The following is an 18614-nucleotide window of genomic DNA, read 5'->3' on the forward strand; positions in this document are numbered from 1 at the left end:
TCTTAGACTTCAAACAAATTGACAAAGCTTAAAATAACCTTACATTTTTGAAAGGTAAGTAATTCTTACTTCTGTTCCTTCACCTGGCTTTGAATAAATCTTAATGTCATGTCCTAGTTTCTCTGATATTTCTTTACATATATAAAGACCAATACCACTAGAATTTCTATACTTTCTACCATTTTCTCCTGTAAAGAATGGTTCAAACACTCTTTTCAAATCATAAGTTTCTATACCTATTCCCTGATCTTTTATTGTTAAGACAACATTTTTATCAATCTTAGAGAGAGAAAAATATACGTTTTTGCTATTTGAAGTGCTTGCAGAATATTTAATCGCATTAGATATTATTTGAGATAGCAAAATTTCATTCCACTTGTAGTCTGTTAGAACATATTCAACTGCTTCATTTCTTTCATTAAAATTAAATACCGGAAAAACCTTATTATATATAAATTGATTTTTCTTTTCATTTATTGATTTTTTTAAGACTTCTACAATATTTGTCACCTTCACTTCATAATCACCTTCGAACTTATCTAACCTTAACAAAGTCAATAACTGCTCTACGCTGTTATATAGGCTTTCATTCTCCAACTTTATATCACTAAAGGCTGTACTATCAAAGCTTGTCTCCTTTAAACACTTCTGAATAATAAGATCAATTACAGATATAGGTGTCTTCAATTTATGAATCCACTGGGTAAAAAAATGATTTCTTTTTTCATAGTCATTCTTCATTCTATTTAATTCATTCATAAACTTACTATTTATACTTTTTATTGTAAGTTCTACTTCCTTTTGCTCATTAGTAAATGAAGCAATTCTATTCTGACTATCTAACTTAATTTCTCTTAGGCTTAAATTAAAGTTATAATATCTAAAAAATTCTATAGAAATCAGCATTATTAAGAAAAATAAACTTATAGTAATTGGATAAAATATCTCTATTTTCTTAGGTCCACTAAGATTGAAAAATATAATTAAGGCAACTATATTCAATGAATACATAATTAATATAACAAGCTTATCCTCAATAAACTTTTTTACTAATTCATTGTTCATTTTCTTCACCCTTTAACACTGAATAATCAAAAATATAACCAACGCCTCTCTTAGTCTTGATTATATTATTTATTCCAGCTTCAGATAATTTGTTTTTTAATCTAGTCATGTTTACCGTAAGAGTATTTTCATCTACAAAACTTTCAGTATCCCATAAGGCTTCAAAAATTTCTTCTCTAGTTGTTATTCTATCTTTATTATCTATAAGTAACTTTATCAATTTATATTCATTTTTGGTAAGGGCCACTAATTTATCTTTATAACTTAACTGAAAATTGCCTGCATCCAAGTTCAAATATCCAACGGAGTTGTTACTATTTGCTGAAGAATACTCTCCGTAAGTTCTTCTTAGTACAGCCTTCATCTTTACCATGAATATATCTAAATTTATAGGTTTAGTCACATAATCATCCGCACCTAGTTCAATCGCTAGCACTTGATCCATTGTTTCACTTCTCGCTGAAGTTATTATTATAGGAATACTTGAATTTTTTCTTACAGCTTTACAAATATAAAAACCATCGTAGTATGGTAGGTTTATATCTAATATTAAGAGATCTGGCTTAGCCCTAAAAATCTCATTTTCCATATCATTAAAATTTTCTACAATATAAATACTGTATCCATACCTCTCCAAATGCTCTTTTATCATTGAACAAAGCATAATATCATCTTCTATAATCATTAACTTATACATCTATTACCTCACATAAATCATAAATTCATATAAATCCCAAAGTTTTTATATTATAATGAATATGATACCATAATAGCTGTTTTTTGTATAAATTAGTTAATTTTTATAATAATTGCATTTACTAAAAAATAACGGAGAATCTTTATGAAACACAAAAGAATTACATCCAAATTTATTATACTATTGTTTCTTTTTTCTATTTTAGCAGTCATACTATGGAATTCAGATTTAGCCCATAATGCTGTAGCTAGAATTCAATGGACTCAGAAAAAGAAAGAATTTAGAAGTGATGACATTTCGAAGATCAGCTTTTATACTGGTGGTCTTAATGGGATGGAAATAGAGTTTATTGGAAAAGATAAAGATAATTTTATACTGACTTTATCTAACTCTAATTTTTATAAAAGCAATTGGCAAGGGATGCTTGATGATAGTATTTCTATAGAAATAACGTACAATAATAGCTCCAAACGTTATTTTGAGTATTGCGGAGGTGACATCTTCCAGCTAGGTTATAAGGGGAATTTATTTTCTATACGCAACAAAAACTTATCAGAGATATTATCAAAGTATATTAAAACAACCTAAAATTATGCAAGCATAACTTTAGGTTGTTTTCTTCTTATATAGAATTCATTTCTATTAAATTACCTTATTATAAACATTCATCTCAGTTGGCTTTTCCATAAACTTAGCCATTTTAGGTACTATAGCTTTGAAATGGTCTGATTCACTATGTTTCTTCAAAGCCTCTACACTTTCCCATTCTTCAAGCATTGTAAGTATTGTACTATCCTTTACATCTTGATACATACCATAGCTTATGCAACCCTCTTCTTTTACTGTGGCTGCTACTAATTCTTTAGATAACTCTATTACTTCTTCAACCTTGTCTGAAAATACGTAGTGTTTTGCTACAACTTTTATCATTATAATTGCCTTCTTTCCTCAAATACAAATTTGAAATAATCCTATTATTAAATATATAATTCTTACTTACTATATAATAGTAACACAATTCAAATCTATTTTAAAGATAGTCCATGTTTAAGAGTATTATTGAAATTAAGTGGTTATATATGAGATGCTATATGCACGAACAAATATAATTAAGGCATCAGATGACTTATCGCTTAATTTCAATATTGTGCTTTAACATAGCCTAAAGATAAAAAGAGGCTTTTACAAAACGTATATTTATAAACTTGCATGAATAAAGGCCATGCATATAAGGATTTTTGTTTTCCTTATGATACACGGCCTTTGTTTTTATAAAGAGCTTTTATGCATTTCGCAACTGCTATTTATATTATTATTCAAATCTTAAAGCTTCAATTGGATTTAACTTAGATGCTTTACTTGCTGGGTAAATTCCGAATATTATACCTACTGCTAATGAAAATACAAATGCAGCTATTACAATATTATTAGAAATCAACACTGTAGTTGAGAAGAATTTTTCCGCAACATAACCACCTAAATATCCTACAAGTACCCCTAGTATTCCACCGAATCCACTTACACTTGCTGCTTCGATAAGGAATTGTAGAAGTATTGTCCTTCTTTTTGCTCCAATAGCTTTTCTAGTACCAATTTCTCTAGTTCTTTCAATTACTGATACAAGCATTATGTTCATGATACCAATACCACCAACTACAAGAGATATTGCTGCTATTCCTGCAAGCATTGTAGTTAAGCTCTTATTTGTTGAGTTTGCAGTATCTAATATACTTGTTTGGTTCATGATTCTGTAGTAATTTCTTGTAGTATTACTGTTGCTTGTTGAGCTATTTAATTTATATTTTTTATTTAAGAACAGCTGCAAATATGCCATAGCTGTGTCAACCTTTTCCTTACTTTCTGCTTCTATATAGAAAGTCTTTGGGTTTGCACTCTTTAATAGTCTTTCACCAGTTGTTAATGGAACTATTATTCTATCATCACTTGAACCTGCTGCTGAAGTTCCTTCAGATTGTAGCAATCCTACTATTGTAAATTCAATACCATTTACATACATTGTTTTACCAACAACATTTGTAGTGCTGAATAAAGTCTGAGCAGTTTCACTTCCTATTACAAGAACATTGTATCTATTATCAATATCCCTTTGTTCTATAAATCTACCAGCACTAATTGAAAGCTTTCTTATCTCAGTATAATTTGGAGTTGATCCTTCTAAAGTAGTTGTACTTGAAACATCTCCATTTTTTACATTTACACTACTTGTTATTTGAGGTGCAATTTCTTTAACTCCAGGCTTTGTTTTAAGATCAGCTAACTCTTCAGTGGTGATTGTAGGTGTTCTATTACCAGTTATACTTACAGTTATAAGATTAGTTCCTAGTTTTTCTATCTGATCACTTACTTGCTTTTGAGTTCCTTGTCCCATTCCTACCAGTATAATAACTGAAGAGATACCTATTATTATCCCCAGCATTGTAAGAAAGGATCTAATCTTATTTTGCCAAACTGAAGTCAAAGCAATTTTTATAAGCTTTGTTAGTTTCATGCTCTCACCTCACTATCATTGAGCGTATCAGAGGTTATCATTCCATCTCTAACAGTTATAATTCTCTTAGCATGCGCTGCAATATCCATATCATGAGTAATCATTACAATTGTATTGCCTTCATTATTAAGGTCTGTTAACATCTTAAGCACTTCTTTTCCGGTTTTACTATCAAGAGCTCCAGTTGGTTCATCCGCAAGAATCATTTGTGGTTCTGTAACTAATGCTCTTGCAATTGCAACTCTTTGCATTTGTCCTCCTGAAAGCTCAGATGGTTTATGTTTTAAATGACTTGTAAGACCAACCTTCTCAATGGCTTCTCTTACCTTTTCTTTAGTTTTCCCGTTAGGATATCCTAGATATAATAGCGGCAATTCAACATTTTCATATATATTTAACTTAGGAAGAAGATTATAATTTTGAAAAATAAAGCCGATTTTCTTATTTCTTATTTCTGCCAGCTTATTATCATTACATTTTGTATCTAGCCCATCTAAAATGTATTCTCCAGAGGTAGGTTGGTCTAAACATCCTATTAAATTCATAAGAGTAGACTTTCCCGCACCAGATGGTCCTACTATAGCTACATATTCTCCCTTTGAAATAGTCAAATTTACATTACTTAGAGCTTTGAAGGTATTACTGCCCATTTTATATACCTTTTCAATCCCGGACATTTTTATTATCTCTTTATTTAAGTTCTCTTCCATAAATTGAATACCTCACTTATTTATACTAGTTTTTACCACCAGTGCTGCTACCACTATTACTTCTTTGATATCCTTGTCCGCCTCCTGCGTTGCCACCGAAGCCTCCCATATTTCCACCGAAGCCTCCAAAACCTGAATTTTGACCACTTCTGTTATTGGTTGTTGTAGTTGTTGTTTGTGGTAATTGAACTAGAACTTTTTCTCCTTCTGTAACTCCGTCAGTAATCTCAACATAGTTTTCTGTTTCCATTCCTGTTTTAACTGCTATTAACTTTCCACTGCTTGCAGTAGTTGTCATACCTCTTGTTCCATTTCCGTATCCTTGTGAATTTCTTTGACCATATCCACCATTTGAATTTTTTCCGTTAGTGGAATTACCATTACTATTAGAATTTTGAGTGTTAGTTTCTTGAGATTGCTTACTTGAATTGCTTGTACTATTGTTGCTGTTGCTTTGTCCACTAGTTGCAGTGCTAGTACTTTCAACTCTTACAAACTTTTGTCCGTTATTATCAACTAATGCTTCTGCAGGTATTACTAACGCATCTTGTTTACTTTCAACTGATATAGTTACATTTCCATTCATTCCAAGCTTAATTCCTGTTGGATCTTTTATTCCAACTACAACATCATAACTAGTAACGTTATTTGATGTAGTTCCAACTGCCGCAACTGTTTCAACTGTTCCTTCATAATTTTTGTCCTTTATCGCATCAAACTTCAAAGTAGCTGTTTGTCCAGCTTTTACCTTCTCGATATCAAGCTCGTCTACTGATAACTTAATCTTAATTGAACTCATATCAACTATTGTTAACACACCACCAGATGAACTAGATGAACTAGAACTTGAAGAAGATCCTGAACTTGAGCCAGATCCAGAGCCAGAACCACCTGATTGACTACTATCACCGTTTGAAGCATTAACTGCTGTAACAATCCCTCCAATAGGAGCTTTTACTGTCATATTATTAAGATTTGTATATGCATCGTTTAGTTGACTTTGAGCATCAGAAATATTTAGTTTATCCATTGCAACCTTATTATCATCAACTTTTGTAGCGCTTTCATCACTGGTTAAAGTAAGATTTTGCTTAGCTAGGTTATTCTGTGCAGTAGTTACTGCTTTTCTTAAGGTATCACTATCGGATACAAATAACTTTTGTCCTGCAGTTACAGTGTCTCCTACTTTGACATTTAAATCTTTTATCGTTCCAGTATTATTTGCAGTTACTTGTTTTGTTACTGCAGCATAGGCAGTACCAGTACCTTGTACTGTAACATTAAGATTCATCTTTCTAGCAGAAACAGTATAATATTGCACAGCTGAAGCTACAGTTTTCTTTGCAAAGAAAGTATTATATGCAAAATATCCACCTACCCCTACAGCTATAACAATTATTCCTGCAACTATTCCTTTGATTACTCTACTTTTCATCTTAATCCTCCTATAAATATGGTTAATGATTTCAATCCCTTAATTACACATTAAATTATTAGTGCTTTAACTCTTTATATTTGAATTATAGATGTAAATTACCGAAGTATTATCAAGGAATTGTGTGAAAATTATGTGATAAGCAAAAAAGTAGCCTATATGTACTTTCAAATACTGATATAGGCTATCTTTAATATTTATTGTTAATTTTACTTAACATTGATATGTGAGTACCGCTAAAGCTTATGTTATCTAACTTTACTTTTTATTGCACCAAAGCTGCATAAACGATTATTTGTACTACGTTACAAAAGTTTGACAAATAAATACCACATAATTTCTCAATGTTGTAATACATTCTCTAAATAGAATCTTCATTTGCTAGTGGGAATTTAATAATAAAGCTTACTCCTTCATTCCTATTTACAGCTGATATTTCTCCATGATAAAAATTGATTATCTTCTTGCAAATAGCTAATCCAAGACCAAAATTCCCTGTCTTATCCTTATATAAATTATCAAAAATACGATCCATATGAATCTTATCTATATTGGGACCATCATTATATATATCTAAAACAGCAAAGTTTCCTTCTCTCTTTAAACTAACTTTTATTTGCTCCTTAGCATATCTCAGCCCATTATCTAAGATATTTTCTATTGCAACTTGTATTTTTTCTACATTTCCATAGATGCTAAGCTCATTTAGCTCTAAATTCCAATCAATTTCGCTCTTTATCACTTCAAATCTGTTTATTATATGAAGCATCATTCTTTGGAGGTTTATTTCTGTTTCTTCATTTGTGTTATTCATCACATAATCCAAAGTATTCAAATAAAGCATTTGCTTAATCTTCTTCTCAAGGCTTATAGCTTCATCTCTTATTATTTCAGCAGTTTTCTCAACAGAGTCTATGTAAACTCCATCAATTATGGCATCGGCATGACTCATAATAACCATAACTGGTGTTTTTAAATCGTGCGAAATACTTTGAAGGAAAAGCTTTTCTTCTCTATCTATTTTTTGAAGTTCTGTCTGCATTGTGTTCATAGAACTTACCAATCTTCCTATTTCATCTTCCGTCTTAACTTCAATTGGTTCTGTCCAATCCTTGTGGGATATCCTCTTTGTATATTCCTCAAGTTGCTTAAGTGGTTTAGCCAAATAGTTAGCTATAAGTTTTGCTGTAAAAAACCCTATTATTATAAATGTAAATCCGATAGATACAACAGTATATAGTAAAGAATTATCTTCCATACTTGGAGCATAAGAGACCAAATATTGCTTCTCTCCACTTGTACTTTCCTTAGAACTTACTATTATAAAATATTTCCTACCTTTATAGTATTCCTTAAACTCTTTTTCAGAAATCTTATTACCTGATATAAAATTAGTCATCCACTTTTTAACATCTTGGTCGTTATAATCTTTCCCGAAACCATTATCACCAGTAATAAAACTTACTATACCATGTATAACATCTTTATCATTCTTATATGCTGGAGGCACTTCACTCTGGCTAGGCATCATTGGCATTGAAGATGGATCTTGAAGCTCATTCTTATTATTGCCATTGTTATTCGGAGATGTTATTTTCGGATATCCATTTGAATCAAAAACAATCTTCCAATTATCATCTGCAGTAACTAAAAAATGCTTACTTCCTTTTAAGTTTCCGAAACGGCCTAACCCTTCTGGTATACTTTTATTTAATACCATATCATGAGCAATCTTCAAATCTGCAATTACTGCATTTTCTCTGGTCCTTCTATAGGCAAAAATATACACTAAAGAGATGCTAAAGATTATTATTAAAATGAATGCGGTAAAGGTGGTCCATATTCTCATAGTTAAGGATTTAAACTTAAACTTGTTAAATGAGTTTAATCTTAGTTTGAAATTTTTCATGATTTGTATACCAATTTATAACCACAGCCATATATGGTTTCTATGCTTAAACTTAAAACCTTTCTTCTAAGTCTTCTTATAGTATCATCAACAACTCTATCTGATCCAAAATAGTCGTCTCCCCATACATGGTCAAGAATTTGATCCCTTGATAGAAGAGCATTTTTATTTTCAACTAAATACACTAATAATTCAAATTCCTTGTTTGTAAGCTGAATTTCCTCATCCTCTAAGAATACAGTCCTTTGTCTTTTACTTATTTTATACTCACCAATCTTTAAAAGTACATCTTGAACATCAGTGCTTTCTTTGCCGTACACTCTTTCAATTAATCTGTTAGTTCTTATTACTAGCTCTCTTGGTAAGAAAGGTTTAGAAAGGTAGTCATCACTTCCCATTTCAAGACCTACAACTCTATCAAGCTCTTCATTTCTAGCAGACATAAATATAACCGGAGTAGTCTTATCATTTGCTTTTATAGATTGTATCAACTCATAACCATCAATATCTGGAAGCATTATGTCTAGTATCCATACATCAGGTTTATCTTTTATTCTTTCCATAGCAGATAATCCATCCGAAAAGGTAGTCACTGTGTATCCTTCCCTTTTTAAATATTTTTCTAACAAAAGATTTAAACTCTTTTCATCTTCTACTAGATACAATGTCTTATCCATTAATCTCACCTCAAATTATTTATCTTTCTTAGTTTAGTTATCTTATGTACTTATTTTATCATACAACCTTAGAAACATTTTAGATAAATTGTGTGAACATTATGTGATAGAAAAAAATTATCTTTTAACAATATCTTTTAAAGTAATAATTCTATAATTCCTTAGTATAACCCTTAAAGCAATGTATATATGTTTTCACTCACAAAAATACCATAATATCATTTTATTTCATTAAAAATCCATGTCTTTCTAAAAATGCTTTCATATGAGGTCTTGGAATATTACTCATCATTCTTGCCATCATACCAGTCCAAGTATCAGCTCTCGCTCCCTTAGTTCTATCTAAATAATAACTCTTTATTCTCTCATCATATTCTTGTAATTTTTCTGAATCTCCTTCAGTTGTATAGCTATCCTTTTTAAACACAATTCCTATTGGAAGCCTTTCTTTTATATCATTGTCTTCATCTGGGTATCCAAGACACATACCGAATAGTGGATAAACATTCATTGGAATATTTAAAAGCTCCGATATCTCATCAGGGTTGTTTCTTATCCCTCCTATATATACACCACCAAGCCCAAGTGATTCAGCAGCAACCATAACATTTTGTGCTACTAATGCTGTATCAACAGTAGCTATTATAAAGCTTTCTGTATAACCTTCTTTCATCTCAGCACCATTCATCTCACAGGCAATTTTATGACGATTTAAATCTGCACAAAAAACTAAAAAGAGAGGACATTCTTCTATATATTTTTGATTTCCACCTAGCTTTGCAATCTTTGCTCTTTTTTCTTTATCTTCTATACTTATAATAGTGTATGCCTGTATGAAGCTTGAAGTAGATGCACTCTGAGCAGCCTCGATTATACTTACTATTTTTTCTTGCTCAATAGCTTTATCCTTATACTTTCTTACAGATTTGTGCGCTTTTAATAAATTTATAACTTCATTCATAATCCTATCTCCTTCTATTTAGTATTTTCTTATTTGCTTCAAATGTATATTGTCTTATTTTTCATAAAAAAAATATTTGTATTATAAAAATATTTTAATTTTACATGAGACTTCTAAATTTAATCTCAATTTAATTTCAACACAGTGATTAAATACATTCTAGCTTTACAAACAAGCAAATATTACTAGTCATAAGAAAAAAGCCACTTTTAGGGTTTCAGTATAGAAACCCTAATAAAGCAGCTTTAAATTATCTTCTCTATTATTCCGCCTCCAACAACTAAATCTTCATCGTAGAAAACTACTGACTGTCCCTTAGTTATTGCTCTTTGCTTTTCTTTAAATGATACCACAACCCTACCATCCTCTAATGGTCTAATAGTTGCATCTGAAGCTTTTGCAGAATATCTTATCTTTGCTTTTACCTTTATCTCTTTATCTAAATTATCAAGAGTGATAAAGTTTAAGTCTTTTGCTATTAGGTCAGTTTTGAATATATCTTCTTCTGGCCCTATTACAACTTCATTTCTTAAAGGATTAATATCAGTAACAAATACTGGTCTTCCAAGAGCTAACCCTAAGCCTTTTCTTTGACCAATAGTGTAATATACGATACCTTTATGCTTACCTAGTATATTTCCATTTTTGTCTACAAAGTTTCCTTGCTTAACCTTTCCTGGCTTCGCAAGCTTTATGTAACTTCCATGGTCATTATCAGGTATAAAACAGATTTCTTCACTGTCCTTTTTATTATGAACAGCAAGACCTATCTCCTTAGCTATTTCTCTTATTCTATCCTTAGTGTATTCACCACAAGGCATTAAAGTATGAGAAAGCTGCTCTTGAGTTAGATTATACAATGCGTAAGTCTGATCTTTTCTATCATCTTCTGATCTTCTAAGCACGTATCTTCCATCTTCACTAGTTACAGTTGCATAATGGCCAGTTGCAACATATTCTGCACCTATAGCCCTAGCTTTCATTAGAAGTTCATCAAACTTTAAGTACTTATTGCAAGCTATGCAAGGGTTAGGAGTTTTTCCTTCTATGTATTCATCTACAAAGTAGTCAATTACTTTTTCTTTAAAAGAGTCTCTGAAATTCAATACATAAAAAGGTATGCCTATTCTGTCAGCCACTCTTCTAGCATCATCAACGGCAGAAAGAGAACAGCATCCGCCTTCTCTTTCTTCAAATTCCTTATCCTCTTGCCATATTTGCATAGTGACACCTATAACATCATAGCCTTGTTCTTTTAAAAGATAAGCAGCAACGGAGCTATCAACCCCGCCGCTCATACCTACTACTACTTTTTTCTTCATATATTGATTATTCTCCATGAACTTGGTCGTGGATATCGTCATGTTCTTCGTAATCCCATGCTTCTAATCCTTGACTTATTCTGTAGTCATTAATTGCCTTATGTATAGCTTCTTCAGCTAATACTGAACAGTGCATCTTTACTGGTGGAAGTCCATCAAGAGCTTCTGCAACTGCTTTATTAGTTAATGTCCAAGCTTCTTCAAGAGTTTTTCCCATGATTAATTCTGTAGCCATGCTTGATGATGCTATAGCAGAACCACATCCATAAGTTTTGAACTTAACATCGCTTATTACATTATCTTCTACTTTTAAATATATCTTCATTATGTCTCCGCACTTAGCGTTTCCTACTTCTCCTACGCCGTTTGCATCAACTATTTCCCCTACATTTCTTGGATTTCTAAAATGATCCATTACCTTTTCACTGTACATCATAATTATTTAGCTCCCTTCTTTAGATGGTCTTCCCATAATGGTGACATATCTCTTAATCTTTGTATAATTGGTGGTACTGCATTTATTACAAAATCTACATCTTCTTCAGTAGTTCCGTCTCCTAAAGATAATCTTAGTGAGCCGTGAGCAATTTCATGAGGAAGTCCTATAGCTAAAAGTACATGTGAAGGATCTAGTGATCCTGAAGTACAAGCACTTCCTGAAGATGCGCAAACACCTTCAAAGTCTAGCATTAATAGTATAGATTCACCTTCTATAAATTCAAATATAATATTAGAATTACCAGCTAATCTGTTCTTTCCTCTTGGTCCGTTAAGTCTTGAATATGGAACTTTTAATAATCCATCTATTAACTTATCTCTTAATTTCTCAAGTCTTTCAGCATGTTCATCAATACTTGAAGTTGCAAGCTCAATTGCTTTTCCAAGACCAACTATTGCAGGTACATTTTCAGTTCCTGCTCTTCTTGCTCTCTCTTGACCACCACCGTGAACAAGATTGTCAATTCTTACACCTTTTCTTATATAAAGAGCACCTATTCCCTTAGGTCCATATATCTTATGACCAGCTAAGGATAATAAATCTATATTTAATTCTTTAACATTTATATGAACATTACCAACAGCCTGAACAGCATCAGTATGGAATAATACTTTTCTTTCCTTACAAATCTGTCCAATCTCTTTTATTGGTTGAATTGTACCTATCTCATTGTTTGCAAACATGATAGAAACTAATATAGTCTTATCAGTTATTGCATTCTTTAAATCTTCTAAGTTTATGAAACCTTCACTATCTACATCCAGATATGTAACTTCAAAACCATGTTTTTCAAGATATTCACAAGCATGAAGTACTGCATGGTGTTCTATCTTTGTAGTTATTATGTGGTTTCCTTTTTTCTTATGGGCAAAAGCGATACCTTTTAGTGCCCAGTTATCTGCTTCTGAGCCACCACCAGTAAAGTAAACTTCATTTGAATCACAACCTAGGGCTTTAGCTACTCTATCTCTACCTAGATCTATAGCCATCTTAGTATCTCTTGATATACTATAGAATGATGAAGGATTGCCAAACTTTTCAGTAAAATAAGGCATCATCTCTTCTAAAACTTCTGGTTTAACATAAGTAGTAGCTGCATAGTCCATATACACAACTTTATTCATTAACCTTCACTCCTATCAGCTATTTTTCAGCTATTTTGATGCTGTTTTGTCTGGCTTTTATGCCATTGTAATCATTAACGATATCCTGTAAAGTCACTGATTCCATTACGTCATCAATACTATTCTTTATTTTTTTCCATAACAGCGTTGTAGCACAACAATCTACATTGTCACAAGCTGTTCCATCTACGCATTCCGCGATTTCTATAGGGCCTTCCAATACATCCATAATATCTGCAACAGTTATATCCTTAGGTTCTTTGTTTAAAACGTAGCCACCTTGAGCTCCTCTAATACTCTTGATAAGCTTCGCCTTCCTCAAAGGACTAAAAAGCTGTTCTAAATAATATTCGGAAATACTTTGTCTTTCGGAAATGGTCTTAATGGATACGGGTGCTTCGCCATAATTAATGGCTAAGTCAACCATAGCCTTTACTCCATAACGTCCTTTGGTTGACAACTTCATACTATCACCCCTTAATGTTGAGTAAAACACTAAACTTTCCATTTCATATAATAGCAAATCCGACTTAAACTGTCAACAATTAAAAAAGAACATTTTTCCTTATGACTTTATCAACTTGCACTTACTAATCAATACTAAGTATACTTTTTAACAATTTCCCCACAATTACATAAAGGATTGATAATTTTATCAATCCTTCTTTAAAATATTATTAATTCATTAAATTTTCTTTATCATATTATACCATTACTTTTTTGTTATAAATTTATATTTTTTATTTATGCAAATTAGCGTTTTATTTTTTTGATAATTAACTTTTGAAATCATTCCTTTATCTTCTTCCAGTAATCAAATATAACCTTCTCATTCTTATTCTTTCCTGGTACATAATAATTTCTGCTTTTTAAATTGTCTGGAAGGTATTGTTGTTTAATATAATTATTTTCATAATTATGAGGATACTTATATTCTATTCCTCTTCCTAATGCCTTTGCCCCACTATAATGCGCATCCTTTAGATGAACTGGTATGTCACCAATGTTTACCTGTTCAATATCTTGAAGTGCAGCATCAATAGCACTTACCACAGAGTTTGACTTTGGTGCAGTGGCTAAAACTAAGGTAGCTTGCGCTAATGGAATCCGTGCTTCTGGAAAGCCTAGCATATTTGCTGAATCAACACAAGCTTTAACTATCATAGCCGCATTTGGATATGCGAGGCCAATATCTTCAGATGCAATCACCATAAGTCTTCTACATATTGATTGGATATCGCCAGCTTTAACCAGTCTAGCTAAATAGTGAACTGCCGCATCTGCATCACTACCTCTTATGGATTTTTGAAAAGCACTTAAGATATCATAGTGACTATCACCTGACATATCGTAATTAAACACCTTACTTTGAGTACAATCTCTGGCTACTTCTTCATCTATTAGTATTATCCCTTCACTATTAGGGTTAGTTGAATTTATTGCTACCTCTAAGCCATTGATAGCTTTTCTTACATCTCCATTTGAAGAGGCTGAAAAGTAATTCAATGCTTTGTCATCAACCTCTATGGTAGTATTTTTATGATCCTCCTTTAATATGTCTACAGCTCTAACTAATGCTTTTATAACATCGCTATCTTGCATTGGTTTAAACTCAAATACAGTAGATCTACTTATTATCGCTTTAAATATATAGTGATATGGATTCTCTGTAGTACTTGAAATAAGAGTTATTCTACCGTCTTCTATAAATTCAAGCAGAGATTGCTGCTGCTTCTTATTGAAGTTTTGAATCTCGTCTAAATAAAGAACTACACCATTGATCCCATCAAAACTATCAAGCCCTTCTATTATTTGTTGTATATCTTTTATAGAAGCATTGGTTGCGTTTAGCTTATAAAACTTTTTCTTGGCTCTTGCAGCAATTATATTTGCAACAGTAGTCTTTCCTACACCTGGCGGACCATAAAAAATCATATTTGATATAGTTCCACCTTCTACTATTCTATTTAGTATCTTGCCTTTTCCTAAAATATGTTGTTGACCAACTACCTCTTCTAAAGTAGTTGGCCTTATCTTATCTGCTAATGGTCTATACACAATACTCACATCCTACTTACATTTGTTTATAAAAAAATGCGGTTAAAGCGCAGTGTTAAAATCTTAAACATAACCTATATAAATTGATTAAATAACTCCAACTTCTTTCAAGCCCGCATTTTTCCTGTAAATTTTTAACTTTTTATCTTTTTAAATTCTTATATTTTTATAAATTTATGCATTTATAATTTTTTCAAACAAGAACAGTTTCAATCTTTTTAATAAAGGTGTTTCTATAAAAATACTACATGAGTAAGCCATTAAAATCAAATAATTTTCTTAAATAAAATAACTTACCACAACACATATGTGATAAGTTATCTATACATTCTTCTAATTTTATTTTTCGTAGCAAGAAACTATTTCTCCATAATATATGGTGTGATAGTCACCTTTCCCGTATGATCTTTCTTTAACCTCTGGGCTCACAAGACTTTCATCCATATCCTGTTTGTAAACAATCTTACATTCATAATACATATTACAGCCATCAACTACAGGACTTTCAACATCATTTGAAGGTACAAACTTAATTCCAGCTTCAGCTACTTTGTCTATATCTCTTCCTGATTTAGTTCCGCATATCCCAAGGGCTGCTTTCATTTCATCTCCATAAGGTATGCTTATGGTAAAACTATCTGCTTTTTCAATTAGTTCGTGAGTAAATCTTGATTTTCTAATTAAAGCGGTTAAAGTAGGCTTTCCCCAAATGAATCCTATACTTCCCCAGCTTATAGTCATTGTATTAACCTTTTCCCCTGATTTTACAGTAAGAAAAGCTCCTCTTTTATGTAATTTTTCCATTCCCTTTTCAAGGTTTGTTATAAAATCAACTGACATCTTTTGTCCTCCTCTTTATGCTATTAAAATACTTTGTAGTTACCTTTATATACTGAAACAGATCCATTCTTTATGTTTATTATATCTCCATAAAATTCAACTTTATCCCCGAGTAGAGATACTCCATACCCATCATTAAAAGCAAATATGTTCTTATCTGTGTTTATTGTATAATCTATAAGCTTAGGCAGTAAAACCTTATTTTCCTGCCAGTGAGGTAAAACTTCAAACTTAGTCAATGAAAAACCTCTTGTCTGAAGAGCTTCATAAGAATTTTCATAAATTAGTGATGATAGAGAAATATCTTGTGTTAAAAGTATGCTGCCCCCGCCTACTCCAACAATTATTCCATTTCTCTTTGCAAACTCTTTTAGCGCTTCTGTGAGCTTTCTTTTTCTTAAAAGTAGTAAGAATTTATAAGTATTTTCTCCTGATAAGTATATAACATCTGAATTTAAAAGTTTTGTTATTAATGAAGGATTATACTGCGCTGCAAGATCAAAATAGAGTATGTCACCGTATCCTAGTTCCTTATAAAACTCAGAAATTTCCTTATAATACTCTATACTTTTCTCAGATGAAGATGGTATATATGCAATTCTACCTTTTCCTTTTTTTATCTCACTGATAAGAGCCTTGTTTAGAGGGTTTTCCTTATCAGTGCTTTGTTTTCCCATTAAGAATAATTTCATAATGTTTACCCCCTAGTCCCCAAAATTTCGTTTATTGCTACGTTATTGATTGTAAATTCTTCCTTTATAATACTCTTCATTATCGTCTTCAAAAATATCAATTTCAATATAAGCCCCTTCAAGTGCTGAAACAGTATATTCTATAGTAAATCCTTCTATGTTAACTGTCTCAATTTCATATTTCTCATTCATACAGGTCGCTAAAGTCATATATTGATCTTCTTCACTATCATATATAGAATTAACCTTTAGTATTTTAAAAGTTGCTTTCTTTATATAGGTGTAATTGCTCTCGTCTCTATAATTATCTTTTCCATTAGTATCTTTGAAAAAAGAATTATTAAACATGGACACCTCCAATATATTATATCTTTATTTTAGGCTTCACATCTAAGTTGCTTTTTAGAGTTACAATCTCCTAAAATTCTTTTTAGCATACATCTACTTAAAGTTATTAATTTGTGTATATCTACAATTTGCTCTAATATTTTTATTTCCCTATAAGCCTTATCATACTGACACAAATTAATATCATTATTATATAGTGCCTTATTAATTTCTTTCTCACCTATTATCTTTTTGAATCCATCTGGTAGAACCAGCAAACTTAATATAAGGTCTTCAAACATCAAACTTATTTTACCATCAACTTCATTATTATCTATTATTTGAAATTCCCACTGAAGTATTTCATCTTTATCGTCAAGTATAGTTATGAGATTGTAATTTGCATTTAATGGAGTTATCTGAAGCCACTTAAATTCATTATCCATTATTTTTATTCTTTTGTCATCTACGCTTCTAAAAACGGCCTCACTCACCTTGTGAATTGCTGCTAAGTGAACATAACCATTAAATTCTTCTGTATTAATAAAAGAAACTCTAAAGTCTACATCCTTTATTTGACTATAATCTAGTTTTTGTTCAAAATTCCTCCTCATTATAAACCTCTCCTTGAAACTATGACTTAACGAAAATCATATAAAATCTTTACAAAGCTCATTAAAGTTTCAACTGAATGGATAAAAATTCTTAAACACTGAATTTAACTTATCCAAATTTTATTGTATAACTAAATTAATGATACTTTTTCATAATTAATATTTCTACAAAACAAATAAAAATCCTCTCATGATGTACCACTTCATTATAAAATTTATATTTTCAAATCTGCCTCTCAGAAGCCAGATGCATTTTGAAAATAGTTTTCTAATTGAAGTGGTACATCCATGCTTGTTTTAATCTACAAATTTAACATTGTTCTTTCCGCTGTTCTTTGCTATATACAGTGCCTTGTCTGCCTTGTCAAAAAACTCTTTATATGTTAGTTCCTTTTTGTATTCTGCCACTCCAACACTTACAGTTACTCGCTCAAGTGCAACAAATATATTTTCTGAAACTAATTTTCTTACCTTTTCTCCTAATATCAAAGCACCTTGCATATTAGTTTCTGGAGCAAGTATAACAAACTCTTCTCCTCCCCAACGTATAAAAAAATCCGTTTTTCTTAATTTAGAAGTTATAATTTTCGTGATATTTTTTAAAATTACATCTCCTCTACTATGCCCATGCTTATCATTAATTTTCTTAAAATCATCAATATCAAAGATTATCATTGATAATGGGATATTATATCTCTTGCTTCTTTCAAATTCAATCTCAATTATCTCCTGAAGTTTTCTTCTATTGAAAGCTCCAGTAAGTTTGTCCACCAAAACTTCTTCTTTTAGTTTAAGGTTTTCTTCTTCGAGTTTAGCTAGTTTCAAATTAACTTGTTGCAGTTTACTGTAAGTAAATTTATGTAAAGCAAAAATATCAATTGCTATTACAATAATAAAGAAACTTATTGTCTGCATTCCAAGCAGAGTATTGTTTTTAATTATGTATTTGAAAATTATTCCTAAAAATATTATAGCTATAACTGATAGTATCAAAATTATTAACTTATGTGTATTTCTAATATATTCATCTTTATTTCTACTGATTGTAACACCTTGTTTTAAATCTTCCACTGTTATATATCCTCCAACAAATTAAATTCTCCTGTTCAACATTGCTAATCTTTACAAATATATTGGAGTTTTTAATTTATTATTCATTAAATATATAACTAAAA

Annotated in this window: 20 protein-coding genes; 1 reads left to right on the top strand and 19 read right to left on the bottom strand. The window is 31.1% G+C overall.

Going from position 1 to position 18614, the window contains the following annotated elements; translation table 11 throughout:
• Positions 1–39 precede the first annotated feature (39 nt).
• Both OCU55_RS10645 and OCU55_RS10650 read right to left on the bottom strand, forming a co-directional pair.
• A complete protein-coding gene (locus OCU55_RS10645) occupies positions 40–1065 on the bottom strand; it encodes a sensor histidine kinase (RefSeq protein ID WP_261852299.1) in 1026 nt (341 codons plus the stop codon).
• On the bottom strand, positions 1055–1762 hold the full coding sequence (locus OCU55_RS10650) for a response regulator transcription factor (RefSeq protein WP_261852300.1): 708 nt from the start codon (positions 1760–1762) through the stop codon (positions 1055–1057). Before OCU55_RS10650 ends, OCU55_RS10645 begins: the two co-directional genes overlap by 11 nt.
• 144 nt (positions 1763–1906) lie before the next feature.
• Here OCU55_RS10650 and OCU55_RS10655 point away from each other — a divergent pair, with 144 nt between their 5' ends.
• The gene (locus OCU55_RS10655) at positions 1907–2350 is read left to right on the top strand and encodes a hypothetical protein (RefSeq protein ID WP_261852301.1); all 444 of its coding nucleotides are present in this window, start codon (positions 1907–1909) and stop codon (positions 2348–2350) included.
• A 54-nt stretch (positions 2351–2404) separates the two neighbouring features.
• On the opposite strand, the gene OCU55_RS10660 is transcribed toward OCU55_RS10655, so the two are convergent.
• The 17 genes from OCU55_RS10660 to OCU55_RS10740 form a co-directional block, all read right to left on the bottom strand.
• Complete coding sequence (locus tag OCU55_RS10660; RefSeq protein WP_261852302.1) at positions 2405–2692, bottom strand: putative quinol monooxygenase; 288 nt, start codon at positions 2690–2692, stop codon at positions 2405–2407.
• Positions 2693–3074: 382 nt separating this feature from the next.
• Positions 3075–4271 (bottom strand): ABC transporter permease, encoded by a 1197-nt coding sequence (locus OCU55_RS10665; RefSeq protein ID WP_261852303.1) that lies wholly within the window; start codon positions 4269–4271, stop codon positions 3075–3077.
• Positions 4268–4981 (bottom strand): ABC transporter ATP-binding protein, encoded by a 714-nt coding sequence (locus OCU55_RS10670; RefSeq protein ID WP_280923795.1) that lies wholly within the window; start codon positions 4979–4981, stop codon positions 4268–4270. The genes OCU55_RS10665 and OCU55_RS10670 overlap by 4 nt, the downstream gene beginning before the upstream one ends.
• Positions 4982–5006: 25 nt before the next feature.
• Positions 5007–6416 (bottom strand): efflux RND transporter periplasmic adaptor subunit, encoded by a 1410-nt coding sequence (locus OCU55_RS10675; RefSeq protein ID WP_261852304.1) that lies wholly within the window; start codon positions 6414–6416, stop codon positions 5007–5009.
• A 361-nt stretch (positions 6417–6777) separates the two neighbouring features.
• Positions 6778–8325 carry a sensor histidine kinase gene (locus tag OCU55_RS10680; protein WP_261852305.1) on the bottom strand — a complete coding sequence of 516 codons (1548 nt, stop codon included), beginning with the start codon at positions 8323–8325 and terminating at the stop codon, positions 6778–6780.
• Positions 8322–9002 carry a response regulator transcription factor gene (locus OCU55_RS10685; protein ID WP_261852306.1) on the bottom strand — a complete coding sequence of 227 codons (681 nt, stop codon included), beginning with the start codon at positions 9000–9002 and terminating at the stop codon, positions 8322–8324. The genes OCU55_RS10680 and OCU55_RS10685 overlap by 4 nt, the downstream gene beginning before the upstream one ends.
• 223 nt (positions 9003–9225) lie before the next feature.
• On the bottom strand, positions 9226–9963 hold the full coding sequence (gene nfsA, locus OCU55_RS10690; protein ID WP_261852307.1) for an oxygen-insensitive NADPH nitroreductase: 738 nt from the start codon (positions 9961–9963) through the stop codon (positions 9226–9228).
• Between the two features lie 245 nt (positions 9964–10208).
• Entirely contained in the window at positions 10209–11285 is a 1077-nt protein-coding gene (gene mnmA, locus OCU55_RS10695) for a tRNA 2-thiouridine(34) synthase MnmA (protein WP_261852308.1), read from the bottom strand.
• Positions 11286–11292: 7 nt separating this feature from the next.
• A complete protein-coding gene (gene nifU, locus OCU55_RS10700) occupies positions 11293–11721 on the bottom strand; it encodes a Fe-S cluster assembly scaffold protein NifU (protein WP_183276773.1) in 429 nt (142 codons plus the stop codon).
• Positions 11722–11723: 2 nt separating this feature from the next.
• On the bottom strand, positions 11724–12908 hold the full coding sequence (gene nifS, locus OCU55_RS10705; protein WP_261852309.1) for a cysteine desulfurase NifS: 1185 nt from the start codon (positions 12906–12908) through the stop codon (positions 11724–11726).
• A 19-nt stretch (positions 12909–12927) separates the two neighbouring features.
• Positions 12928–13374, bottom strand: a complete 447-nt coding sequence (locus OCU55_RS10710; RefSeq protein WP_261852310.1) for an RrF2 family transcriptional regulator — start codon at positions 13372–13374, stop codon at positions 12928–12930.
• Between the two features lie 323 nt (positions 13375–13697).
• On the bottom strand, positions 13698–14966 hold the full coding sequence (locus tag OCU55_RS10715; protein ID WP_261852311.1) for a replication-associated recombination protein A: 1269 nt from the start codon (positions 14964–14966) through the stop codon (positions 13698–13700).
• A gap of 339 nt (positions 14967–15305) precedes the next feature.
• On the bottom strand, positions 15306–15806 hold the full coding sequence (locus tag OCU55_RS10720; RefSeq protein WP_261852312.1) for a flavin reductase family protein: 501 nt from the start codon (positions 15804–15806) through the stop codon (positions 15306–15308).
• 23 nt (positions 15807–15829) lie between these two features.
• Positions 15830–16498: a Type 1 glutamine amidotransferase-like domain-containing protein gene (locus tag OCU55_RS10725; protein WP_261852313.1), complete on the bottom strand. Its 669-nt coding sequence runs from the start codon at positions 16496–16498 to the stop codon at positions 15830–15832.
• Positions 16499–16540: 42 nt separating this feature from the next.
• Complete coding sequence (locus tag OCU55_RS10730) at positions 16541–16846, bottom strand: hypothetical protein (RefSeq protein WP_261852314.1); 306 nt, start codon at positions 16844–16846, stop codon at positions 16541–16543.
• A 29-nt stretch (positions 16847–16875) separates the two neighbouring features.
• The gene (locus tag OCU55_RS10735) at positions 16876–17439 is read right to left on the bottom strand and encodes a DUF402 domain-containing protein (protein ID WP_261852315.1); all 564 of its coding nucleotides are present in this window, start codon (positions 17437–17439) and stop codon (positions 16876–16878) included.
• Between the two features lie 297 nt (positions 17440–17736).
• On the bottom strand, positions 17737–18510 hold the full coding sequence (locus OCU55_RS10740; protein ID WP_261852316.1) for a GGDEF domain-containing protein: 774 nt from the start codon (positions 18508–18510) through the stop codon (positions 17737–17739).
• Between the last annotated feature and the right edge of the window lie 104 nt (positions 18511–18614).

Origin of the sequence: Clostridium folliculivorans (assembly GCF_024341905.1) — a bacterium.
Lineage (GTDB): Bacteria > Bacillota > Clostridia > Clostridiales > Clostridiaceae > Clostridium_AR > Clostridium_AR folliculivorans.